The sequence below is a fragment of the Candidatus Uabimicrobium helgolandensis genome (assembly GCF_041508025.1).
GTDB lineage: Bacteria > Planctomycetota > Uabimicrobiia > Uabimicrobiales > Uabimicrobiaceae > Uabimicrobium > Uabimicrobium helgolandensis.
Genome location: NZ_CP165719.1, coordinates 8,797,764 through 8,819,345 on the forward strand (window position 1 = coordinate 8,797,764; position 21,582 = coordinate 8,819,345).

At 36.0% G+C, this 21,582-nt stretch carries 16 protein-coding genes; 4 read left to right on the forward strand and 12 right to left on the reverse strand.

The genetic code is table 11. From position 1 onward, the window contains the following. Positions 1-141 precede the first annotated feature (141 nt). Complete coding sequence (locus tag UABHE_RS32515) at positions 142-1,842, reverse strand: glutamine--tRNA ligase/YqeY domain fusion protein (protein WP_372367637.1); 1,701 nt, start codon at positions 1,840-1,842, stop codon at positions 142-144. Positions 1,843-2,243: 401 nt separating this feature from the next. On the opposite strand from UABHE_RS32515, the gene UABHE_RS32520 reads away from it, so the two are divergent. Next, on the forward strand, positions 2,244-4,550 hold the full coding sequence (locus UABHE_RS32520; protein WP_372367638.1) for an ATP-dependent DNA helicase: 2,307 nt from the start codon (positions 2,244-2,246) through the stop codon (positions 4,548-4,550). A 37-nt stretch (positions 4,551-4,587) separates the two neighbouring features. Here the strand turns inward: UABHE_RS32520 and UABHE_RS32525 are convergent, their stop codons facing one another. Genes UABHE_RS32525 through UABHE_RS32540 form a run of 4 tightly spaced genes read right to left on the reverse strand, consistent with a single transcriptional unit; the run spans position 4,588 to position 8,291 of the window. Continuing rightward, positions 4,588-5,256, reverse strand: coding sequence for a HEAT repeat domain-containing protein (locus tag UABHE_RS32525; protein WP_372367639.1), 669 nt, complete (start codon positions 5,254-5,256; stop codon positions 4,588-4,590). Beyond that, complete coding sequence (locus UABHE_RS32530) at positions 5,250-6,395, reverse strand: glycosyltransferase family 4 protein (protein ID WP_372367641.1); 1,146 nt, start codon at positions 6,393-6,395, stop codon at positions 5,250-5,252. Before UABHE_RS32530 ends, UABHE_RS32525 begins: the two co-directional genes overlap by 7 nt. Then, entirely contained in the window at positions 6,383-7,372 is a 990-nt protein-coding gene (gene galE, locus UABHE_RS32535; protein WP_372367642.1) for a UDP-glucose 4-epimerase GalE, read from the reverse strand. Before galE ends, UABHE_RS32530 begins: the two co-directional genes overlap by 13 nt. Before the next feature lie 13 nt (positions 7,373-7,385). Continuing rightward, positions 7,386-8,291 carry a glycosyltransferase family 2 protein gene (locus UABHE_RS32540; protein WP_372367643.1) on the reverse strand — a complete coding sequence of 302 codons (906 nt, stop codon included), beginning with the start codon at positions 8,289-8,291 and terminating at the stop codon, positions 7,386-7,388. A 381-nt stretch (positions 8,292-8,672) separates the two neighbouring features. Between UABHE_RS32540 and UABHE_RS32545 the strand changes: the two genes are divergently transcribed. Continuing rightward, positions 8,673-10,457 (forward strand): acyl-CoA dehydrogenase family protein, encoded by a 1,785-nt coding sequence (locus UABHE_RS32545; protein ID WP_372367644.1) that lies wholly within the window; start codon positions 8,673-8,675, stop codon positions 10,455-10,457. Next, positions 10,457-11,365, forward strand: coding sequence for a proline dehydrogenase family protein (locus tag UABHE_RS32550; RefSeq protein ID WP_372367645.1), 909 nt, complete (start codon positions 10,457-10,459; stop codon positions 11,363-11,365). The genes UABHE_RS32545 and UABHE_RS32550 overlap by 1 nt, the downstream gene beginning before the upstream one ends. A 73-nt stretch (positions 11,366-11,438) precedes the next feature. Here UABHE_RS32550 and UABHE_RS32555 read toward each other — a convergent pair whose 3' ends face one another. Next, on the reverse strand, positions 11,439-11,834 hold the full coding sequence (locus UABHE_RS32555; RefSeq protein ID WP_372367646.1) for a hypothetical protein: 396 nt from the start codon (positions 11,832-11,834) through the stop codon (positions 11,439-11,441). Between the two features lie 274 nt (positions 11,835-12,108). On the opposite strand from UABHE_RS32555, the gene UABHE_RS32560 reads away from it, so the two are divergent. Next, positions 12,109-13,560 (forward strand): hypothetical protein, encoded by a 1,452-nt coding sequence (locus UABHE_RS32560; RefSeq protein ID WP_372367647.1) that lies wholly within the window; start codon positions 12,109-12,111, stop codon positions 13,558-13,560. Between the two features lie 120 nt (positions 13,561-13,680). On the opposite strand, the gene UABHE_RS32565 is transcribed toward UABHE_RS32560, so the two are convergent. The 6 genes from UABHE_RS32565 to UABHE_RS32590 form a co-directional block, all read right to left on the reverse strand. After that, a complete protein-coding gene (locus UABHE_RS32565; protein WP_372367648.1) occupies positions 13,681-14,466 on the reverse strand; it encodes an SDR family NAD(P)-dependent oxidoreductase in 786 nt (261 codons plus the stop codon). Positions 14,467-14,633: 167 nt separating this feature from the next. Next, positions 14,634-17,270 carry a DNA gyrase/topoisomerase IV subunit A gene (locus tag UABHE_RS32570; RefSeq protein ID WP_372367649.1) on the reverse strand — a complete coding sequence of 879 codons (2,637 nt, stop codon included), beginning with the start codon at positions 17,268-17,270 and terminating at the stop codon, positions 14,634-14,636. Beyond that, entirely contained in the window at positions 17,263-19,107 is a 1,845-nt protein-coding gene (locus UABHE_RS32575; protein ID WP_372367650.1) for a DNA topoisomerase IV subunit B, read from the reverse strand. The genes UABHE_RS32570 and UABHE_RS32575 overlap by 8 nt, the downstream gene beginning before the upstream one ends. A gap of 173 nt (positions 19,108-19,280) precedes the next feature. Next, on the reverse strand, positions 19,281-20,057 hold the full coding sequence (cysQ, locus tag UABHE_RS32580) for a 3'(2'),5'-bisphosphate nucleotidase CysQ (RefSeq protein ID WP_372367651.1): 777 nt from the start codon (positions 20,055-20,057) through the stop codon (positions 19,281-19,283). Next, the gene (locus UABHE_RS32585) at positions 20,054-20,803 is read right to left on the reverse strand and encodes a DNA alkylation repair protein (RefSeq protein WP_372367652.1); all 750 of its coding nucleotides are present in this window, start codon (positions 20,801-20,803) and stop codon (positions 20,054-20,056) included. The genes cysQ and UABHE_RS32585 overlap by 4 nt, the downstream gene beginning before the upstream one ends. A gap of 24 nt (positions 20,804-20,827) precedes the next feature. Beyond that, positions 20,828-21,460 (reverse strand): MIP/aquaporin family protein, encoded by a 633-nt coding sequence (locus tag UABHE_RS32590; protein ID WP_372367653.1) that lies wholly within the window; start codon positions 21,458-21,460, stop codon positions 20,828-20,830. Positions 21,461-21,582: the final 122 nt, after the last annotated feature.

The window sequence follows — 21,582 nt, forward strand, 5'->3', positions numbered from 1 at the left end:
TTCTAGCACTTGCTGTTGTTCTATTGGTTCTTTGCGAACATCGTGGTGAATAATATCATCATTTTCCGAGAGAAACTCCCTCGCTTTTGCACATCCACTTCATTTGCGGTTATAAAAAACTACTTTTGACATAATTCATTCCTATTTTTTCTTTTTTGCTTTTGCCCAAGAATCTTTTAGAGTAATTGTGCGATTGAATACTAGTTTTTCTTCTGTTGAATCTTTATCAATACAGAAATATCCTACGCGTTCAAATTGGTATGTTTTTTCTGCCTTCGCTTCTTTGACACTTGGCTCTATATATCCAGTGGTCACTTTTAACGAATTTGGATTCAAATTGTCTTCTAGATTCCCTTGTGACGGATCTTCTACAGCAAAAAGATGTTCATATAAACGAATTTCTGCTTCTATTGCATGTTTTGCAGAAATCCAATGAATTGTTCCCTTTACTTTGCGGTTATCCGCAGAAGATCCACCTTTAGTCTCTGGATCATATGTGCAGTGAACTTCTAATATTTCACCGGTACCTTCATCCTTGACTACTCCAGTACAAGTTACATAGTAACCATAGCGCAATCTTACTTCGCGACCAACAGTCATACGGAAATACTTTTTCGGTGGGTCTTCCATAAAATCATCTTGTTCGATATATAAAACTTTAGAGAATGGTATTTCTCTGCTGCCATAACTTTCGTCTGTTGGATGATTTGGTGCATCGAGAAGTTCTTCTTTGTCTTCCGGGTAGTTTGTAATTATCAATTTCAATGGTTTAAGAACACCCATTACTCGTGGAGCGACTTTGTTTAGGTCTTCGCGAACAAAGTGATCAAGAAGCGCCATCTCTATAGTATTATCTCTTTTAGCAACCCCTACTCTTTCACATAAATTGCGAATAGCGCGTGCAGTTATACCGCGGCGGCGCAAACCTGACACCGTCCACATGCGCGGATCATCCCAGCCATTTACCACTTTGTCAGCAACCATTTTAACAAGATGACGTTTTCCCATAATTACATGTGTTAGATTGAATTTAGCAAATTCAATTTGTTGTGGGTGGCACTCTGTGCCTATTTCATTTAAGCACCAGTCGTAAAGTGGGCGATGATTTTCAAATTCTAAAGTACAGATAGAGTGGGTAATTCCTTCTATTGCGTCAGAAACGCAGTGTGCATAATCGTACATTGGGTATATGCACCATTTATCACCTGTTCGATGATGATGTACTCTACGTATACGATATAAAGCTGGATCGCGCATATTGAAATTTGGCGAAGCCATATCTATTTTGGCGCGAAGTATATGTTCGCCTTCCGCAAATTCGCCATCGCGCATTTTTGCAAATAGTTCAAGATTTTCTTCGACAGAACGTTCGCGATAAGGGCTATTTTTTCCTGGTTCGGTAGGTGTTCCGCGATACTCTCTTGTTTCCTCTGCGTTCAAACTACAGACATATGCTTTGCCTTTTTTAATAAGTACAGTAGCGTATTCATATAATTTTTCAAAATAGTCAGAAGCGTAGAGTTCACTTTCTCCCCAACTAAAACCAAGCCATTCAATATCGCGCTTGATAGCGTTGACGTATTCTGTATCTTCTTTTTCAGGATTAGTGTCGTCAAAGCGTAAATTACATTTTCCACCGTATTCTTGGGCAAGTGTAAAATTTAAACAAATAGATTTAGCATGACCAATATGCAAATAGCCGTTTGGTTCTGGCGGAAAACGCGTAACTACTTTGCCACCGTTTTTGTTCTCAGCAATATCTTTTTCAATAATGTTTTTAATAAAATGTGTTGATTCTTCTTTTGAGTTTTCTTCCTCTACGGAATCATTAGATTTTTTCATACACTGTCGGCTTTCAAAAATATACAATGTTCTTTTGAGATCTCTGTAAGGTTTATCCGACGATAAATTTCCAGACGTGTCTACAGGAATATACACTGTTTTTCGCAGTTCGCAACAAAAAATAAATAACTCAGTAAAAATATTTATGTAATTTCTCAGATATACTACAAAGCGTGACATTTATCTTGTAAGCTCTTGATATTGGCCGTGTCACTAATCACAATCACTTTCGTATTAGGAAGTGACTTGATAGTTAGCAGTATTTCTATGAATATTAGTCATTACTACGGTCACGGTGACCTAACGATAAGCACCAATAGAACTTAACAATCTTTTTAAAATAGAAAACATAAATATTTTTTTTTACAAAGTGTAACAAAACATTTTATTGAAGCTACTTAATGATGCCTAAAAACTACTCTACTAAAATTTCCGTACGCGAACTGGTTGAATTTGTATTGCGCAGTGGCGACTTACGGCATACTCCAATGTCCAAAAATCGACTAACAGATGCCATTACCGCCCACACTCTTTTGCAAGAGCAGAGTCCAGAAGGATATATTCCTGAAGTATCCTTGAAGTATATTTTTGAGCAAGATGATATGTTTTTACAAGTCCAAGGGCGCGCTGATGGTATATATACCACAGAAGAAGGTGTTTTGATTGATGAGATCAAAACAACATATGTGCCTTTGGAGAAAATACAAACAAATGAAGTGCACTGGGCGCAAGCAAAGATGTACGCTTTTATTTATGCTCATGAACAAGATTTATCACAGTTAGAAGTTCGTTTATCCTATTTTCATATGGAAACAAAAGAAACTCGTTACTTTGTTGAAACTTTTTCTTTGGAAAGCTTGTGTAGTTTCGTTGAAGGAATTGTTGGCGAATATTTTCACTGGTTAAAGAAAAAAGTATTATGGTTAGAAAAACGACAACAATCAGTACATTCTCTTTCTTTTCCTTTCAAAAAAATGCGGCAAGGGCAACAACAATTAATCGATGCAGTTACTGATTGTATAGAGAATAAAACTAAAATCTTTGCCCAAGCCCCTACAGGAATTGGTAAAACAATTGCAACCTTGTATCCTGCAATAAAAAATATAGATGACAAGATTTTCTACCTTACCGCTAAAAACACCGGACATCAAATTCCAATGCAATCTCTTGATAAGTTGCGCGAATGCGGTTTAAAGTGTAAATCGATTGTCATTACCGCGAAAGATAAAGTATGTTTTTGCGAAACGAAAGACATTAATAACTGTGATTTTACTATTGGTTATTTTGATCGAGTGAACGACGGGTTAAGCAATATGTTGGAATGCGATGATTGGAGTGCCGACAACATAAAAGATTGCGCCCAAAAATATCGTTTATGTCCATACGAATTTTCATTAGAGCTATCTTTATGGGCCGATTGTGTTATCTGTGACTATAATTATGTTTTTGACCCTCGCGTTTACTTGCGGCGGTTTTTTCAAAATGCAAAAGGAAATTATTATTTTCTCATTGATGAAGCTCATAATTTAATAGAACGTGCGCGCTCTATGTTTTCAGCACAGTTAGAGAAAAAGACAGTATTAGAAGTTCGCAGAGCAATAAAAGACCATTATCCTACGATTGCTAAGAAAATATATAAAATTAATACCTTTTTGTTACAATTAAAAAAGCGTGGTGAAAATGATATTGATGATGACATGTTACAAGAGCTTTTGGGCACAATTCAAGAAGCATGCGATCAGGTAGACTCTTATATTTCACAAAAGGGAGAATTACCAAATATTCTTATCGACTTCTATTTCTCATTGATTACTTTTTCGCGCGTCGCTAATGAATTTCTCGATGATAATTATTGCGTGCATTTTGAAGTCCAAAACGGAAATTTATACTTATGGTGTATTAATCCAAGTGACCTTTTACAGAAATCTTTTGCAAAAGCGCACAGTTCGGTACTATTCTCAGCAACGCTTGCTCCTATAGATTATTGCAAGAGATTTCTTGGAGAAAAAGAGCAAGATGTTTCATTACAACTACCTTCACCATTCCCAGCGATTAACTTTGGGCTTTTTGTCGCTGGAAATATAGACACCTCATTTCGCTACCGTCATTTAAGTTATGAAAAAATTGCCGATTATGTTGCCACTGTTTCGCAAATAAAAACCGGAAACTATTTGGCTTTTTTTCCTTCTTATGCATATCTATCCAAAGTTATCGAAATTTTTCGCGAAAAATACTCGCACATTGATTTATTAGAACAACAACGCAATATGGACGATGAACAGAGAAAAGAATTTTTGCAAAATTTTACTCCCAACAATAAACAATCTTTAGTGGGATTTGTAGTATTAGGTGGGATTTTTTCTGAAGGAATAGATCTCGTAGGAGATAGAATTTCAGGGGTTGTGAATATTGGAGTTGGCTTACCACAAATCGGAACAAAGCGTAATTTGATACGAGATTATTTTAATGAAAGGCAAGAGAATGGGTTCGCCTATGCTTACGCTTATCCAGGAATGAATAGAGTAATGCAAGCGGCAGGAAGAGTAATTCGAACTGAAAAAGACATCGGAATCGTTCTTCTGATTGGTCGTCGTTTTGAACAATCGCCATACAAAGAAACAATGCCCAGTCATTGGTATCCTCATAGAGTGTATAATGAAGAAAATTTATCGCGCTTAATCAAAAGTTTTTGGGAGTACCCAAGGTAAAAGGCATGTAATTTAAAACTTTAGTAGTGGTTTTGCGCTAAGAATTTTTTGTTTCTTGGATAGATTTTAATATTATATTTTTTGCCTTAGCATTTACTTTCTCTAAAACATTAACAATTTCGTTTTCAGAGTTTGGACTTACTTTTTGTATTAAAGATATTGCTGAACGTACAAATGTGTTGTAGATTGATGCGTTGCTTAATTTTGATAGGAAATCTTTGTTGTTCATAACACTTAATAGAACTGGTGTAACAATTTCTGCTTTAGGACCAATTTTTTCAAGCGCGTTTACGGCAAGGATTTTTATTGATCCTGATTCATTACGGATAGCTTCTATAAGTTGTATCGCTGCTATCTCAGAACCAATTTCTCCAAGAGTTTCTATCGCCTGAGCTTTTGGTGCTACATGTTTAGAGTATGCTCGTGGGCTGTTGAAGACTTGTTTACTCCAATTCATATTTGCCTGCAAAGCTTTTATTAGTGCTGGCGCTGCTGTTTTTGCGTTACTACCAATGCTTCTGATTGTTTTAATAACGGCTTCAACTGTTTCAAAATCCTGCTTATCTAGGGCTTTTTCCAAAGCTTTACTTAGTGCTACAACAACGCGTTCCGAAGAGAGCCCCATTTTTTGTATTTTCTTTGCTGATTGGACTCTATTGTTCTTGTCTTTCGTGTTAAGTAACCAGATAAGGTTTTCTTCTAGCATAAATTATTCTCTGATTTTAGCAGTTCGAGATGTTTTTTACATACAACATCCCACGCAATATATTGTGCAAAAAGGTTTTGGGTATTTGTTTGTAAGTGCGTGCGGAATTCGGTGTCTCTATGAATCTTGACTATATATTTTAAGAGTCTCTGGTCATCTAAATTATCTAATAAAATTGCGTTTTGTTCATGTTGCAATATTTTATCTGTTAAGTTGCCTTTGCTGCTTACAATCACTAATGAATTTGCAAAAGCTGCACATAACGCTCCGCTATGCAAGAATATACCTTTATCTGCTGGCTCCCAAATTAAAAATATGTCAGACATAGCTAGATATTCTGCAGCGTCGTTAACATCAACATATCCCGTTGTGTGTATGTGGTCATTTAAGTTAAGGCGGTAAATTTCATTATAAAAATGTTGAGCTCTAGCATTTTTGTAACTACCAATTAGAATTAACTTCCAAGAGATGTTTTGCTGATGTAATTGTTTAAGGACCGGTAGTAGCATATAGTTGTAACGGATATTTCCAAACATCGCGAAAAGTATGTCACATTTACCTACGACATTACTGTGTATTTTGCGTAGATCGCTTTTAGACTTTGTACACTGAGGAATATTGCTACCTATATGAATAAGCTTTGTTTCTTTGTTTTTTAAGAATTTTTCAACGCACTCGTTACTTACAATAATGTATCGAGATAGATAGCACAGAACATATGCTATAAAACGTTGTAGTAAAGAAACAATAAGAACCTTAGGTTTTTTTGATATTTCAATGGCCACCTCGTGAAAGAAGATTGCTACTTTCTTGGAACGCAATAACCATAGTAGTTTACAGATATAGAACGGTACACCTCGTGGATCATATAAATAAGGAACATATTGTAACAATATATATGTGGGTTTAATTTCGTTTATTTTTGTGACAATAGTTTTTACGGATTTAGAATTCCAATTTTCTGGAATGCAGTGTACTTCTACGTTTTTTAAGCGTACACATTTTTCTATTTGCCCACAAGTAATTACAGAGACCTTTATCTGAGAATTTTTAGCAAACTCTTGTGCTAAGTTGTATGTGTAATCTCCTACACCACAATGGATAGGGGGAAAATTTTTGCAAATAATTAAGATATGCATGGATAACCATTAGGATGTTTTATTTTCCATTGCCATGCGCTTTTTATGATTTCACTAATGCACGAATATTGCGGGGTCCAACCTAGTACAGTTTTGGCTTTGTTATTGTTTGCTATGAGAATCGGTGGATCACCTTGTTGACGTGCTGCAAATTCGATTGGAATGTCTTTTTGGGTTACTTTACGACAAGCATCTATTAACTCCAAGATGGAGTGCCCTTTTCCGTTCCCTAAGTTGATCGCGTTAGATTTCTTTTCTTGTTGTAAATAGTCAATTGCATTGATATGTGCTGTGGCCAAATCATAAACATGAACATAATCTCTTACTGTTGTGCCATCGTGTGTTGGATGATCATTGCCGTTGATGGATAGTATTGACTTTTCTTTGTTTGCGGTTGCTAAAATGTTGGGAATAATGTGTGTTTCTGGAGAGTGATACTCTCCTTTACTTTGCGTTGCTCCTGCAACATTAAAATAGCGAAGAGCGATGTAATTAAGGTTGTAGGCACTGGCATAACTTTCTAGCACTTTTTCTATTATTAATTTACTCCAACCATAAGGATTTATAGGTGCAAATGGTTGGTTCTCTGTTACCGGTACACTTTTTGGTATGCCATATACTGCACATGAAGAAGAGAAAACTATTTGCTTCACGTTTTTTTGTAGCAGAGTGTTAATAAAATGCAGGCTACCTGTTACATTGTTTTCGTAATAGATTTGTGGATTAGTTACCGACTCTCCCACATATGCATACGCAGCAAAGTGAATACACTGAGTGATATTATGCTTATCTATTATTTTCTCAACTAGATCTTTATTTGCGATATTACCAATATAAAAAGGTGTATTTTTTATAATCGAGCCCGAGTTACCCCGCGATAAGTTATCGAGCACTACAAAATTTCTAGCTTTGTTATGAAGTAGCTCTGCGACAACACTGCCAATATATCCTGCCCCGCCGCTAATAAGAATAGCCATACATGCTCTTTCTTTATGTTGGTTTGCTGTACTTTTCGTATTTATACCATACGTGTTTTAATAAGAAAAGGCGCGATTTCTTTTTATCGCGTAAGTTTTGTTTTTTTAATATCAAAAATCCTAAAAGGTTCAAAAACAAATATTCACCCACATGACGTAAGAAGAGTAGCGAACAAAAAATAGTTTTGTTCGGAAGTAAACTATGTTTTTCTAAAAACTTGTAACGATTGCGGTAGAAACGCGCTACTCTTTTTGCTGTACTCTGCGGACTACCACTCCCCATGTGAAAAGCTCGTAAAGTTTCTGATATTTTTAATTTCCAGCCATGCAAACGAAGGCGCATAAAAAAATCTATATCACCGTCTAGAAAGTCAAAGTTTTCATCAAAACCATTAATACTTAGAAAAGCTTCACGGCGAATGATAACACCACACGAGTAGCATACAAACGGTTGGTTTTCTTTGCGTTTTTTACGTAGTTTACCATACAGTTTTTGCCCGAGAAGAAGCCCCCAATAATTAGGAACTTCTTCATGATTCCCCGTGGGTTTTCCGTTTTTGTCAACGAGGTGTAAAGATAAAGCCCCTAGAGAAAGGTCTTCTGAAAAAAGTTGTTCTAAGGAAGAAAATATGTCTACTACTGGATAAGCATCACTGTCTAAAAGAACTATCAAATCTTGAGTAATATGCTTAACACCAATATTCACCGATGCAACATATCCATAATTCTTTTGGTTCTCTACTACTTTTACTTTTGATGGCAAATTTTGAGGACTTGCTTCTGTTGAAGCATCATTGACAACTACTATTTTTTCAATATTTTTTGAACCATGCTCATATATTTTGTTAATACAACGCTGCGTAAGTTCCCAAGTATTGTAGTTTGTTATAAGAACTGCTATTGACAGAGGATTGCCCATAAAGACTTTCTAAATTAGAGTATTTTAGGATGTGATTGATGTTTAGATGTTAGCAAAAGAGCATTTCTTTGTACAAAAAAATTTTAGAATGTCTATGCTCTTACTTTTTTCAATATGCCACTGAGACTCTTTTGCATTGCATATGATAATGGTTTTAGATAAAATTAGAGTGTCGATATTTAAGTTTTATGCAATGAGAGATAATGCTGGCATACCTTAATACATTGATTCAAAAATTTTTGTGCGCTATAACGCAGATAATTTTGGCACAAAACTGTAATTTATAACTGAAAAGTAACAACATTAGTACTTAAAAATGCAAACTAGAATGTTACTTTTGTCAAACCAGTTAGTTCAAAATTCACAATGAGGATAAAACTTATGAGCACTACAACTCAATCTACTGAAGATGTGAAACAAGCATCATTCAAAAAAGAAAAAAAATCATTGCCTAGTTTTATGAAAGCAGCTTTTTCAGGAAGAATTGATCATAAGCTAATTTTTCCATTTCCTGAACCATCTTCTGAAGAAATGGAAGAAATGGATTCTTTTTTGCAAGAATTGGATAAGTTTTGTAAACAAAACATCAATGCATCTAAAATAGACGAAGAAAGTAAGATACCTCAAGAAGTCTTAGATGGACTAGCAGAACTTGGCATATTTTCTTTAACTGCCCCAGAAGAGTATGATGGTTTAGGTGTTTCCAATGTGTTCTTTTGTCGTTTTCTTGGACTTATTTCGCGACATTGTGCGTCTGTTTCGACTACATGTGGTGCTCACTTATCTATAGGTAGTAAAGGACTTCACATATTTGGAACAGAGGAGCAAAAGCGCAAATATATCCCTGGTATTATTAGCGGAGAAACAATTGCAGCTTTTTGTTTAACTGAACCACAAGCAGGCTCGGATGCCCATAGTATTCGTACAACAGCAAGACTGTCAGAAGACGGTAAGCACTTTATTTTAAATGGCGAGAAGATTTATATTACCAACGGTGCTTTTGCTAATTTTTTTACTGTGTTCGCTAAAATTGCTTCTGAAAATGAAGAAGAAAGTGGATTCACAGCATTTATTGTAACTCGCGATCTTGGTGGAGTTACTAGTGGAAAAGAAGAAAAAAAATTAGGGTTAAAAGGGTCTTCGACAACGCCTATTTTCTTCAATGATGTTAAAGTGCCTGTTGAAAATGTTCTTGGAGAGCGCGGTAAAGGTTTCAAGATTGCGATGGAGATCCTTAATCTAGGACGACTTGGATTAGCGGCAGCTTGTGCAGGAGGTGTGAAGCGTTTAGTTAATGAAGCTATTCGCCAAGCTTCAGAGCGTAAGCAATTTGGTTCATCCTTGAGTTCTTTTGGACTTATACAAAAGAAGTTGGCACGTATGGGTTCTTTGTGTTTTGCGATGAATAGCGCTGTTTTGCTTACAGCTGGTCTTGCTGATAGTAAAGAAGTTGATGTTTCAATTGAATCGGCGATTTGCAAAATTTTCACAACAGAGTCAACTTGGGAAATAGTTAATGAAACAGTACAAATATTCGGTGGAAATGGTTTTATTGCTGACTTTGAACTTGAAAGAGCTCTTCGCGATACACGTGTTAATATGATTTTCGAAGGCACAAATGAAATTTTACGCTTGTTTATTGCTCTAACAGGGATTAAAGATTTTGGGAACTACTTAAAGAATGTAGGAAAAGCGTTAAATAAACCACTACAGTCTATGGATGTGATTATTGACTATCTTTCAACAAAAGTAATTCGCTCTATTGCCAAAGAAAAATTCGACAACGTTGAATCTCTTCTAAGTTCTGAAACTAAAGTTGTAGAGAAATATATCGCTCTTTTGAATCACGTAGCAGAGAAGCATATCAAGATGTACAAAAAAGACATTATTCATCAGCAATTTTTGCTTGAACGAATGGCAAATATGGCAATGTACATTTATGTGCTTGTGGCGTGTATTAGTCGTATTGATACACAAATGAAAAATGGCAAAACTGCTGAAGATTTAGAGCACGATTTAGCTTGTGTACGTATTTTTTCAGAGATAGCCAAAGAAAAACTAGAATACAATTATAATGGAATTAACAGTAACTATGATGACTCTATAACAAAAGTAAGTAATCACTTGTGCGAAAATCAACAGTATCCATTTAAGGTGTGGGGTTAATGAAGTTATTTAATTCTCTTATTGCTAATACGCTTCCTTATGTGCCTAAATCTTTGGTCGGAGTTGTATCTAAGCGCTATTTAGCAGGAGAATATATCGAGGATGCTATTGCTACTGTGAAAATGCTTAACTCTGAAGGGGCTGTTTGTACTGTTGATTTATTGGGAGAATTTGTTACATCTGAATCGGAAATTCAAAAAACAATTGATGTGTACAAAAAAACAATGACCAAAATCAGCGAAGAGAATTTGTCGTCTAGTATATCGCTTAAACCTACTTCTTTTGGAGCACTTATCGATCGTAAGGAATGTGCCAGCAATATTCGCGATATGATAGTTTTTGCCAAAGAAAAAAACATTTCCGTTACTATTGATATGGAAGATCATCCGTACACTGATTTTACCTTAGAAATCTATAATCAGTTGCGCAAAGAATTTCCTGACCATATTCGGACAGTAGTGCAAGCCTATTTGAAACGCACTTTGGACGATGTCCAAAAACTGGCAGTAGAGGGAAAGTGTTGCTTGCGTTTGTGTAAAGGTATATATAACGAGCCTGCTGATATTGCTTATAAAGATCGAAATAAAATTAATGAGAATTACTTACAAATATTGCGACTAATGCTTCATAAAGGTTATTATCCTGGAATCGCAACTCATGACGATTACTTGGTATACAAAGCTTTTAAAATTATCGAAGAATTTTCGTTAACAAAAGAAGATTATGAATTTCAAATGCTACTTGGTGTACGCTCTGAATTACGTAAAGAAATTCTCGCAAAAGGCCATCCTCTTCGAATTTACATACCGTTTGGAGAGCGCTGGTATGAATACAGTTTAAGACGCTTAAAAGAAAATCCAAATATCGCTGGACACATTGTTAAGGGGTTTTTCACATTTGGACGCTAAAAATGTTGCGATAAATTATCTGACTTGACTATAAAAAAGCCGTATGCGAATGAATAAACGCATACGGCTTTTTTTATTCTATAACAAATGCCAAATGAGGCACTTTCTTGCGATGAATTGTCGTTGCTATTTCGTAACGAAATCGATTATGGTATCGCGCTATCTCTTTTTGTATAAGTATAACAGGAGTTGTCTCGCGTTGAGTTACTGTTACCAGTAAACGCGTTATATTGGGCATTGGTACAGCTCGAACTGCATATAAGGATGCAATGATATCGTTGTCTATGTCAGCGAATGCTAAATTGAGAGCTTGCACCACTTGACTGCAAAGTTGTTGGTTCTTGCGATGTACTTTTCTACATTTATTGTGAGAATTTTTATAACGTTTTTGTAAAATGCGCGGATCAATACCATCGTCTTCACCGATTGTAGCACAGCTTTTTAATAAATCTTTTTGCGAATTTTTCATGAATTTCTCCAGTGAGTATTTGTTTACCGAAGCCCGTCCACGTTTATCGCATTTTGATTGTAAGTCACACCATTAAAATAATTTGTAGTTTTTTTGTTTGCACAAATGATCGTATTCACCATTTGCATTTTGTGTTTACACAGCATAACAAAAAATGCTATACTACGGAATAATAATTTGAAATATAATCACTATAGTATTAGTGATTTATGAATTCATAAATAATTTTCTATCTGACAACTCGCGAGGTCAGATTTAGTGTATGGAGGGAAACATGTTTCCGACCGGAAAAAAATTTCGTTTTTTTGCTATCTTCCTGATGATGACAGCTGCTATTTTGATTGGCTGTGACGGAGGAGATGGTGGTAATAACGACGGTGAGAATGATGGTATTGGTGCACTTGATAATGCGTTTGGTAATGCTGGTGTACTCCTTGTTGAAGCGCAAGGCCAGGAAATCATTAGCGCTGAACAAGATGCAAAAAACCAGCAAGCACAAGTTGAAAATCAACAAAGAAAAAGAGAGCTTCAGTTTGTAAATCGTTTTGATACTACTACTCTACGTAATACATTTAGAGCTGCAGGAGATGATACTGTAGAGGCTGTTGCTATCGATGACGGAAATAATCGTATCGCTTACGCTGGTATCTCTGACGGAGCTGTAACAAAGGTATTATTTTCTCTTAGCGATCGTGACGGAAATCTAGATAACAATTTTGGTGGTGATGGTCGCGTTGCTATCGATGTCGGTGCTGCTGCAGTAGGCGATGTTGAGATCCAAGGAGTTATTATTGATGCAGCGGGTATTGTTGCTATTGGTAAACTTACTACAGCTGGTAATGATGATGTTTTAGCTGTAAGAGTCGATCTTACTGGTGCTTTGGACGTAGCATTTGGAGGTGGTGATGGTATTGCAACCTTTGATGACCTAGAAGCCGCAGGTAACGTTCAACAAGACGAAGGTAATTCTGCTCTACTAAATGGAGCGAATATTTTTATTGCACGCTCAAGTACTTTTGATGGAGCTACTTTTCGCGCAGGTATTTTGGTTATAGATGCGGCAACAGGAGCTGAAGTTAACAATTTTAGTAGTGATGCTGATAACTCTACAGGTTTAGATGCTGCTGTTGATTCTGGTGGCAATATTTTTGGTGTTGGAGCGCGTGCTGCTGGTTCTCAAGTTTTCAAGATGGATGCTGCTGGTACTCTAGATGTAGCATTCGGCGGTGGAGATGGAATTGTTGATGTTGCAAATGCAAACTTTCAAACAGTTGTTGTTGATGCTGATGACAATGTTGTAATTGGTGGACGTGATATTCAAACCACTGATTCATTCCTTGTTCGAAGACTTGGCGTTGATGGAGAAATTGATCCTACCTTTAATCCTGATGGAAATGGTAATGGCCAAGATCTTGTATTTGAACCAAAAATTGGTGCAGATAATCAATTCGTTGAGGATGTATTTCTAAGAGGTACTGATATTGCTGTTGTTGGTGGCGCAACTGCTGCTGGCGATGTTCTTGGTTTTATTGTTTTATTGAATGCTGCAGGCGTTCAACAATTTGCTTTTGAAACTGAAGGACTTATTAGCCAAGATAACATTAATGAAGATTTAAGACAAGGTGTTGTTGATGGTGGAACAAATCGCATTATTGGTGTAGGTGCTGCACTTGAAGTTGATAACGATGGATTTGATGGAGTGGCTGTTCGCATTCTTGATGACTAATCTGAATTAAGCTTTGGTACCTATGCTTAAGGCATAGGTACCAAATAAATTGAACTATTTCTAAAACACCGTTTCTTCATCTGGTTTATCTAGTGTTGAATCGTATATCTAGTTAAGTTTCTAATTCAAAATAGTATCAATTACTTCGATGATTTTTTCACACTTTTCTTTGTTTAAAGCATCAGGATGCTGATTGCCAAAACAACCGGAGTCGTTGTCAAAATACTTACCCGAAGCATTAGCAAATTCATCAGAGAATGATGCACGGATAAGAATATCCACTCCGATACCGATATCTTTACCTGCTACACCAAATCCTTCTTTCACCATCTTGCTTCCTAACAAAGAACCGGGATTAACAGCAACGATTATTGGGCTATTTCCAAGTAAATTCCCCATTGCATACGACCACATAGTAATAGCTAGCTTACTTTGAGAGTAAGCACTCATCGCGTCTAATTTATTATCTTTACCAATCAAGGCATCAAGATCAACAGGGGCTTGCGCTGCTGAAGATACGTTAACTACCCGCCCAGCGCCTAATATTGGTAATAATTTTTTTGTCAATAAATATGGAGCAATTGTGTTTACAGCAAAACGCACATCAATACCATCAGCAGTTATCGCATTTGGAGTTTTCAATACTCCTGCATTGTTAATAAGTACATCAAGAGATTGGTGTTTTTCGGCAATAGTTTTTGCCAATGATCTTACAGCTTTGAGATCAGATAAATCAGCGACATAACTCTTTACTAATCCCAACTTTCCAAGTTCGGTTTCGACTTTTTGTAATTTTTCTGGATTGCGCCCATGTAATAAAACATGGTGGCCTTGTTCAACCAGTACTTTTGCGGTCTCAAAACCAATACCATCGGTAGCCCCTGTGATCAAAATAGTTTTAGTCATTATTTTTTCCTTATTGATGAAACTCTGGTAGCACTTTGCTTGCTGAGAGTTCTATGGTTTTTTTGATATCTGATTTGTTAAAACGTAAATTAATCGCAACGTGACTTTACACCAATTTCTTTGCGAGATTTTAGGCAGTCTTTAGAATCAAAAAAATTTAACTGTTTCTAAAACATCGCCATTTGCTCATTTGATGGGTCTTCTCCCTCGTTCTCTTTTGGTTGCTGTTCCTCATTTTCTTGCGCTTGTTTTTCAAGCAGTTCTTTTGCTTTCTCTACTTCCAGAGGTTGTATTTTTAAAAGCTGTTGAGCGCTTAAGCGATTCCCTGTAGCTTTCCATCCTTTTATGTCTATAAATTCCTTAAGATCAATGATCTCATCTACAAGCTTTCGTGGACGTTTGCGTAGATAACTTACTTGGACATGGGGCTTTTCTTCTGTGAATATATGTAGTAATCGCGATTCGCTATGGGCGGTGGTAATTTGTAGCATTTTTCCGGTAAGAGTGTTATCTAATTCAAAACGTTTGACGTATACTTGCTTTTTATTACCATCGTGATGAATGACTGTAATTGGGTGTTGTTTATTGAATTTTTCTATTGAGTGGACATCTTTGTATTGATATTCTAATTGATAAGGCGTTAATTCTAGACAACCGTTTTTGTAAAAAATGAGCAGTAAATCTTCGGCATCAAACTCTCCTAAAAATTTTCCTCTTTCTTCATTATTTATTTGACCAATTGCTTCATCGAGCCATATTTTTGTAGGTCCAAAAGTCGATTTCCCTTGGCTCTTTTGAGTTACACGATTTATCGGATATTTGGTGACAAGGTTACCTTGTGCGCTACGTCCTTTTACCAAGAGTTCTGAAAAATCAAAGTCTATTATTTTATTGCGTGCTGTGGCTTTAGGATGTAAATGCAAGGTAACTATCTCTGTTTCGCCATTTGGATTTGCAGTGAAGTATAAAATGCGCGATCCCTTGGTTCCTTTTGTTAGATCATATTCTTTGTCACGAGTGATTGCTTTTACATTAAAACGCTTTGCAAGAATGCGCCCGCCTGTGCCGTCGCGATAGATTAGATTATAGACACGCCTTTCGTCGTTCTTTTTCCATACATCAATGTGTAGAATATCTTTACCTACAAAAACCTTGTCGGCAATTTTCACCACTTTACAAATACCACTCTTTAAGAAAATGATAATGTCATCGATGTCAGAGCATTCGCAAACAAGTTCATCTTTTTTGAGTGAATACCCCATAAAACCATCTTTGCGATTGACATAAAGTTTTTGGTTGGCAACAGCTACCTGGGCGGCCTCTATAGTTGTAAAGTTTTCTATTTTTGTTTTGCGTAAAAAGTTTTTTCCGTGTTTCTTTTTTAGGGATTGAAAATAACGGATAACGTAATTTGTCAAGTTGCGAAGGTTACGTTCAATTTTGGCGATTTCTTCTTCTAAATTACTAATTTGTTCTTCAGCTTTGCGGTGATTAAATTTGGAAATGCGTTTGATTTTAATTTCAGTTAGTTTTGTAACATCGTCGTTAGTTATTGCCTTGTGTAATTTTTTAGCAAATGGTTCGAGAGCATCTTTTATACATGAAATCACTTCTGGCCATGTTTCGCATTCTTCTATTTTACGATAAATTTTTTCTTCGATAAAAAACTTTTCTAAAGAAGCGAAATGCCATTTATTTTGCAATTCTCCGAGAGCAACTTGTAATTCGAGTTTTAAAACTTGTGTTGTGTGATGCGTTGATTTTTCAAGTAATTCTTCTACTCCTAGAAACAAAGGAGTTTCATCGTATATGATGCAGCAGTTAGGAGAAATAGATATTTCGCAATTTGTAAAGGCGTATAGCGCGTCCATCATTGTTTGCGGTGGAATACCAGATGGTAATTCAACTATAATTTCGAGTTCTTTTGCTGTGTTGTCGATGATTTTTTTGATTTTGATTTTGCCTTTGTCATTTGCCTTGACAATAGAATCAATCAAAGTAGATGTTGTTGTGCCATAAGGAATACTGCGAATAGCAAGAGTTTTTTGGTCTACAATATCAATGTCAGCACGAACGCGAATTTTGCCACCTTTTTGGCCATTGTTGTAATTACTAAAATCGGCTTTACCACCATGAGGAAAGTCGGGGAATATCGCGACTGGTTTTCCTCTTAGTATATCGCAACTTGCGTCTAGTAATTCATTAAAGTTGTGGGGCATTATTTTTGTGGCAAGTCCCACTGCTATTCCCTCTACACCCTGAGCTAAAAGAAGAGGAAATTTCACTGGTAGGTTAATTGGCTCTTTGCGCCGTCCGTCGTAGGACATTTGCCATTTTGTTACATGAGGGTTGAACATTATTTCTTTAGCAAAAGGAGTCAAACGCGCTTCTATATATCTAGCAGCTGCTGCTGGATCTCCTGTACGCGTATCGCCCCAGTTACCTTGTGGATCAACTAATAGAGACTTTTGACCGATACCCACAAGAGCATCACCAATGGCTGCATCACCGTGCGGATGATACTGCATGGTATGTCCAATGATATTGGCTACTTTGTGATAGCGACCATCATCGATTTCATTCATTGAGTGTAGTATACGTCTTTGTACAGGTTTTAAACCATCTTCTAGAGAAGGAACAGCTCGCTCAAGAATTACATATGAGGCATAATCTAGAAACCAATTTTCGTATAGGTTTTCCAAATGAGATTTTGGAGGATTCGTAGGCTCATTGTTTATAGGTTCATTACTTATAGGTTCATTACTTATAGGCTCGTTATTTATAGGCTCATTTTCATTAGACATGTGCTACGTCCTTTTCTACTTTTAGATTGTCGATAATAAAGCGCTGGCGTTGTGGAGTATTTTTTCCCATATAGTAGTCAAGAGTATGATCCACTGGTGTGTTGTTGTTAATAATTACTGGTTCTAAACGCATGTCATCACCGATAAAGTGTGAGAATTCGTTAGGTGATATTTCCCCTAAACCCTTAAAACGCGTTATTTCAGATGTTTTTCCAAGTTTAGATAAAGCTTTGTTTTTTTCTGTTTGGTTGTAACAATATATCGTTTCTTTTTTATTGCGAACGCGAAATAAAGGTGTTTGTAAGATATACAAGTGACCATTTCTCACTAATTCAGGAAAAAATTGTAAGAAAAAAGTCAAAATAAGTAAGCGAATATGCATACCATCAACATCAGCATCTGTGGCAATAACAACGTTGTTGTAGCGCAAATCTTCGATAGTTTCTTCTATATTTAACGCATGTTGTAGTAGGTTGAATTCTTCGTTTTCATAAACGATTTTTTTGGTGAGCTTATAACAGTTGAGTGGTTTTCCACGTAAACTAAATACAGCTTGTGTTTGAATATCGCGCGCTTTAGTAATGGAGCCACTAGCAGAATCCCCTTCTGTTATGAAAACAGTTGTCTCGTAGCGTTTATCTCCGCGTTTGTCGTTTAAATGAACCTTGCAATCGCGTAGTTTTTTATTATGTAAATTGGCTTTTTTTGCTCTTTGATTCGCTAATTTGCGAATTCCAGCCATTTCTTTTCTTTCGCGCTCGGATTGTAATATTCTTTTTAGTAGGCGATCAGCAACTTCTTTGTTTTTATGTAGGTAATTGTCTAAGTTTTTTCTTAAAAAATCACCAACAAAAACGCGTATGCTTGTTCCTTTAGGGGCCATAGTTATGGAGCCTAGTTTTGTTTTCGTTTGCGACTCAAATACCGGGTCTTGAACACGTAAACTAATTGCTGCTGCAATAGATTGACGAACATCGGCGGCATCAAAATCTTTTTTGTAGAAATCGCGAACAGTTTTGAGTAAACCTTCGCGAAAAGCAGATAAGTGCGTTCCGCCTTGAGTCGTGTATTGACCGTTTACAAAGGTGTAATACTGCTCTCCATAGTGGTTACCATGTATCATTGCTATTTCAATATCAGTGCCTTGCAAGTGAATAATAGGATAACGATGATTTTCTACTTCTGTTTTTTTACTAAGGAGATCAAATAGACCTCTTTTGGAATGATATTTTTGACCATTGAATAAAATAGTAAGACCAGCGTTTAGGTAAGCGTAGTTCCATAATAATCCATCTAGGTGTTCAGGGATATACCGATAATTTTTAAATATTTGTGAATCTGGTATAAAGGTTATTTTTGTTCCATTTGTTTCTTCTGTTGGAGTAACAGGAGGATCGCTCATAAGCTTTCCACGCTGAAATTCAGCGCATTTTTCTTTGCCATCTCGTATAGAGCGAACACAAAAATAGCTTGATAAGGCATTTACTGCTTTTGTACCAACTCCATTTAATCCAACCGATTTTTGAAATGCTTTTGAATCGTATTTTCCACCTGTGTTGATTTTTGCTACACAATCAACTACTTTTCCTAAGGGAATACCACGTCCATAGTCACGCACGATGACTTTTTCTTCTGTGATATTGACTTCTATCTTCTTACCGTGTCCCATAAGATATTCATCAATACAGTTATCCAGTATTTCTTTTGCTAAAACATATATTCCATCATCTGGCGCAGAGCCATTTCCCAGTTTTCCAATATACATTCCCGGACGCATACGTATATGTTCTCGCCAGTCTAGAGAACGGATATTTTCTTCTGTATATTTGACTTCCATGATAACCACATTTCTATAATAAAATTAGGCGGCATTTAAGCCGCCTAACAAGCTCTATAAAACTAATACAATTTTGGTCAATTTTTATGACCACTATATAATACACTAACCTACGCAGAAATGCAAATTTTAATACGGTTTGTGTACGGAACACGCGAGAGAAACGTTGTAGGTTATAGTTTTTTAGCATATGCTATGAATGCGCATATTTTCATTTTTTCGCTATTGTATTCCATCTCTTTGTTCTGTGAAAAATGAATTGTTTGTCCACCAGCTTCTCTCAGTATTATATCAGATGCCGCAATATCCCACTCCATTATAGGATAGAGGCGCGGGTAGATATGTGCTTTTCCTTCAGCAAGACGCATAAATTTAAGAGATGAACCTATTGCTAAAGTTTGCACATTGTTTAATTCTGAGATAAACCTCTTTGTTTCATCGTTTAAGTGAGATCGCGAACAAACAACTCCTAAATTTTCGTCTGTCATCCTGAATTCTTGACATTGAAGTTGTTGTAAACCATTTTCTTTTGAGTGTTTATAAGCTCCTTGGCCTTTTTGCGCCCAATATATTTCTCCTGATACCGGAATTTGTACTACTCCTAAAACAGGTTGTCTATTTTCAATAAGAGCAATATTTACGGTAAATTCTCCATTTTTTTTAATAAATTCTTTTGTTCCATCAAGAGGATCAATGAGCCAAAATTTCTGGTAGTGCTTTCGTGTTTCGTAACAAAAATCTTTGCTTTCTTCGCTTACAGCAGGGATGTCAGGATAGTTTTTGGCTAATTCTTCTATAATGTACTTGTGTGATAGCTGATCGGCTAGTGTTAATGGACTGTTATCTTTCTTATTTTTTACAGAGAAATCATCACTAGTATACACTGTTAAAATTTTCTGTGCTGCACCTATTGCAATTTTTTTTACGAGTTCTATATCAACGATACTCATTTTGATTGTTTCCTAAAATTTCGGCGTTGTTCTTTTAGTTTATTTTTTATAGAAGAAGATACTTTTTCAACAGCAGGAGAAAAAGCTATTGAAGAGATGTCTTTTAGGTTTTTTTCAATGAACTCTATTGTTTCGGTTGGGTAAACATTGCCTACTTCGCGCAAAGACCAACCAATGCCTTTTTGCACATAGTAATCATCATCTTTTAACAGTTTTTTGATTAATGGAAAAATTTTGTTTTTAACAATAATTGTTTTTCGAATAGAGCTGTAGTATACAAGACTGACAATTGATTGTCGACGGAACCACGGATTTTCACTTTTATTCCACTCTTTTAATGTAGGATATACATTTTTTGGAAATTTTTCTAGTAAGTGAGAATAGAAACGCGATAAACGATCAGAGTGTTCCCAATTATCAACGCCGTTAAGCCAGCTAGCAAAAGTAGACCAATGTTCATCATATGTTATGATCGCCATTTTTTTTTCATAATAGAGAATGGCTTGTATTTTTTCTTCAAATACTTGTGAGTTTTTCCATATATAGTCCCAAATTTTTAAGATTTGCTGCGGTTTTTTTTCATAAAATGAGAATACTTTGTTGATATTTTTGAGTTCTGGTATTGTCAAGCCAATGACTTTAAGTTGCGTGTTGTATATTGATTTTCTTTTTTGCGCTTTTTCACGTGGTGTAGGTTGTACTCCTCGTATTTTGCTACGCACTTCCATTAAATATTTTTTACTCATAATATACCCAAAAATCTTAGATTCTTAGTCTGATGTAAATTCTTCTGAGTTAAGAAATCTAAAAGCCAAAAAAGCTAATATCCCACCAACAAAAGGAGCTGTTAAGTAAATATACAGTTGCTCGATTGATATACCGCTGTTTATTATTTTTCCAACGAGAACAAAACTTAATCCTACTGCAGGGTTTAATACTGCTCCAGATATTCCTCCGACGCAGAAAGCACTTGCTGTTACTGTAAACCCTATTGCTAAACCGTATATGTAGTTTCCTTCTAGTTTACTCGACGTTGCAACATTTAGAATAACCATAGCTAACAAAAATGTAAAAATAATTTCGGCAATTATCGCTTGAGATACGGTTATTCCTTCACCTAGATTAGGAACAAAAGTTTTTTCCGCCATATAATAACAAAGAGCTGCTGCTACAAAAGCTCCCAATATTTGCATCAAAATGTATCCTGCAACATACTTCGTCGCTAATTTACCACGCATCCATATTGCGATTGTTATAGCAGGATTGTAATGTGCACCTGATATGTGTCCTCCAGCATATATGATCGCTGTGAGCATAATGCCAATTGCCAGTGGGTCTTGGGTTAGTCCTATTGCTAGAACGAGAAACATTGTTCCAATAAATTCCATAATATAGCTTTTCATATTATCTCCTTTGATATGAAAACATCATTACCGTAGCAAAACTACAATAAAATGCAATTACTTTTTCACGAGCAAATGAAATCATTATTGATGCTAGGTCTAAGTTATAGTAAAATTATCGA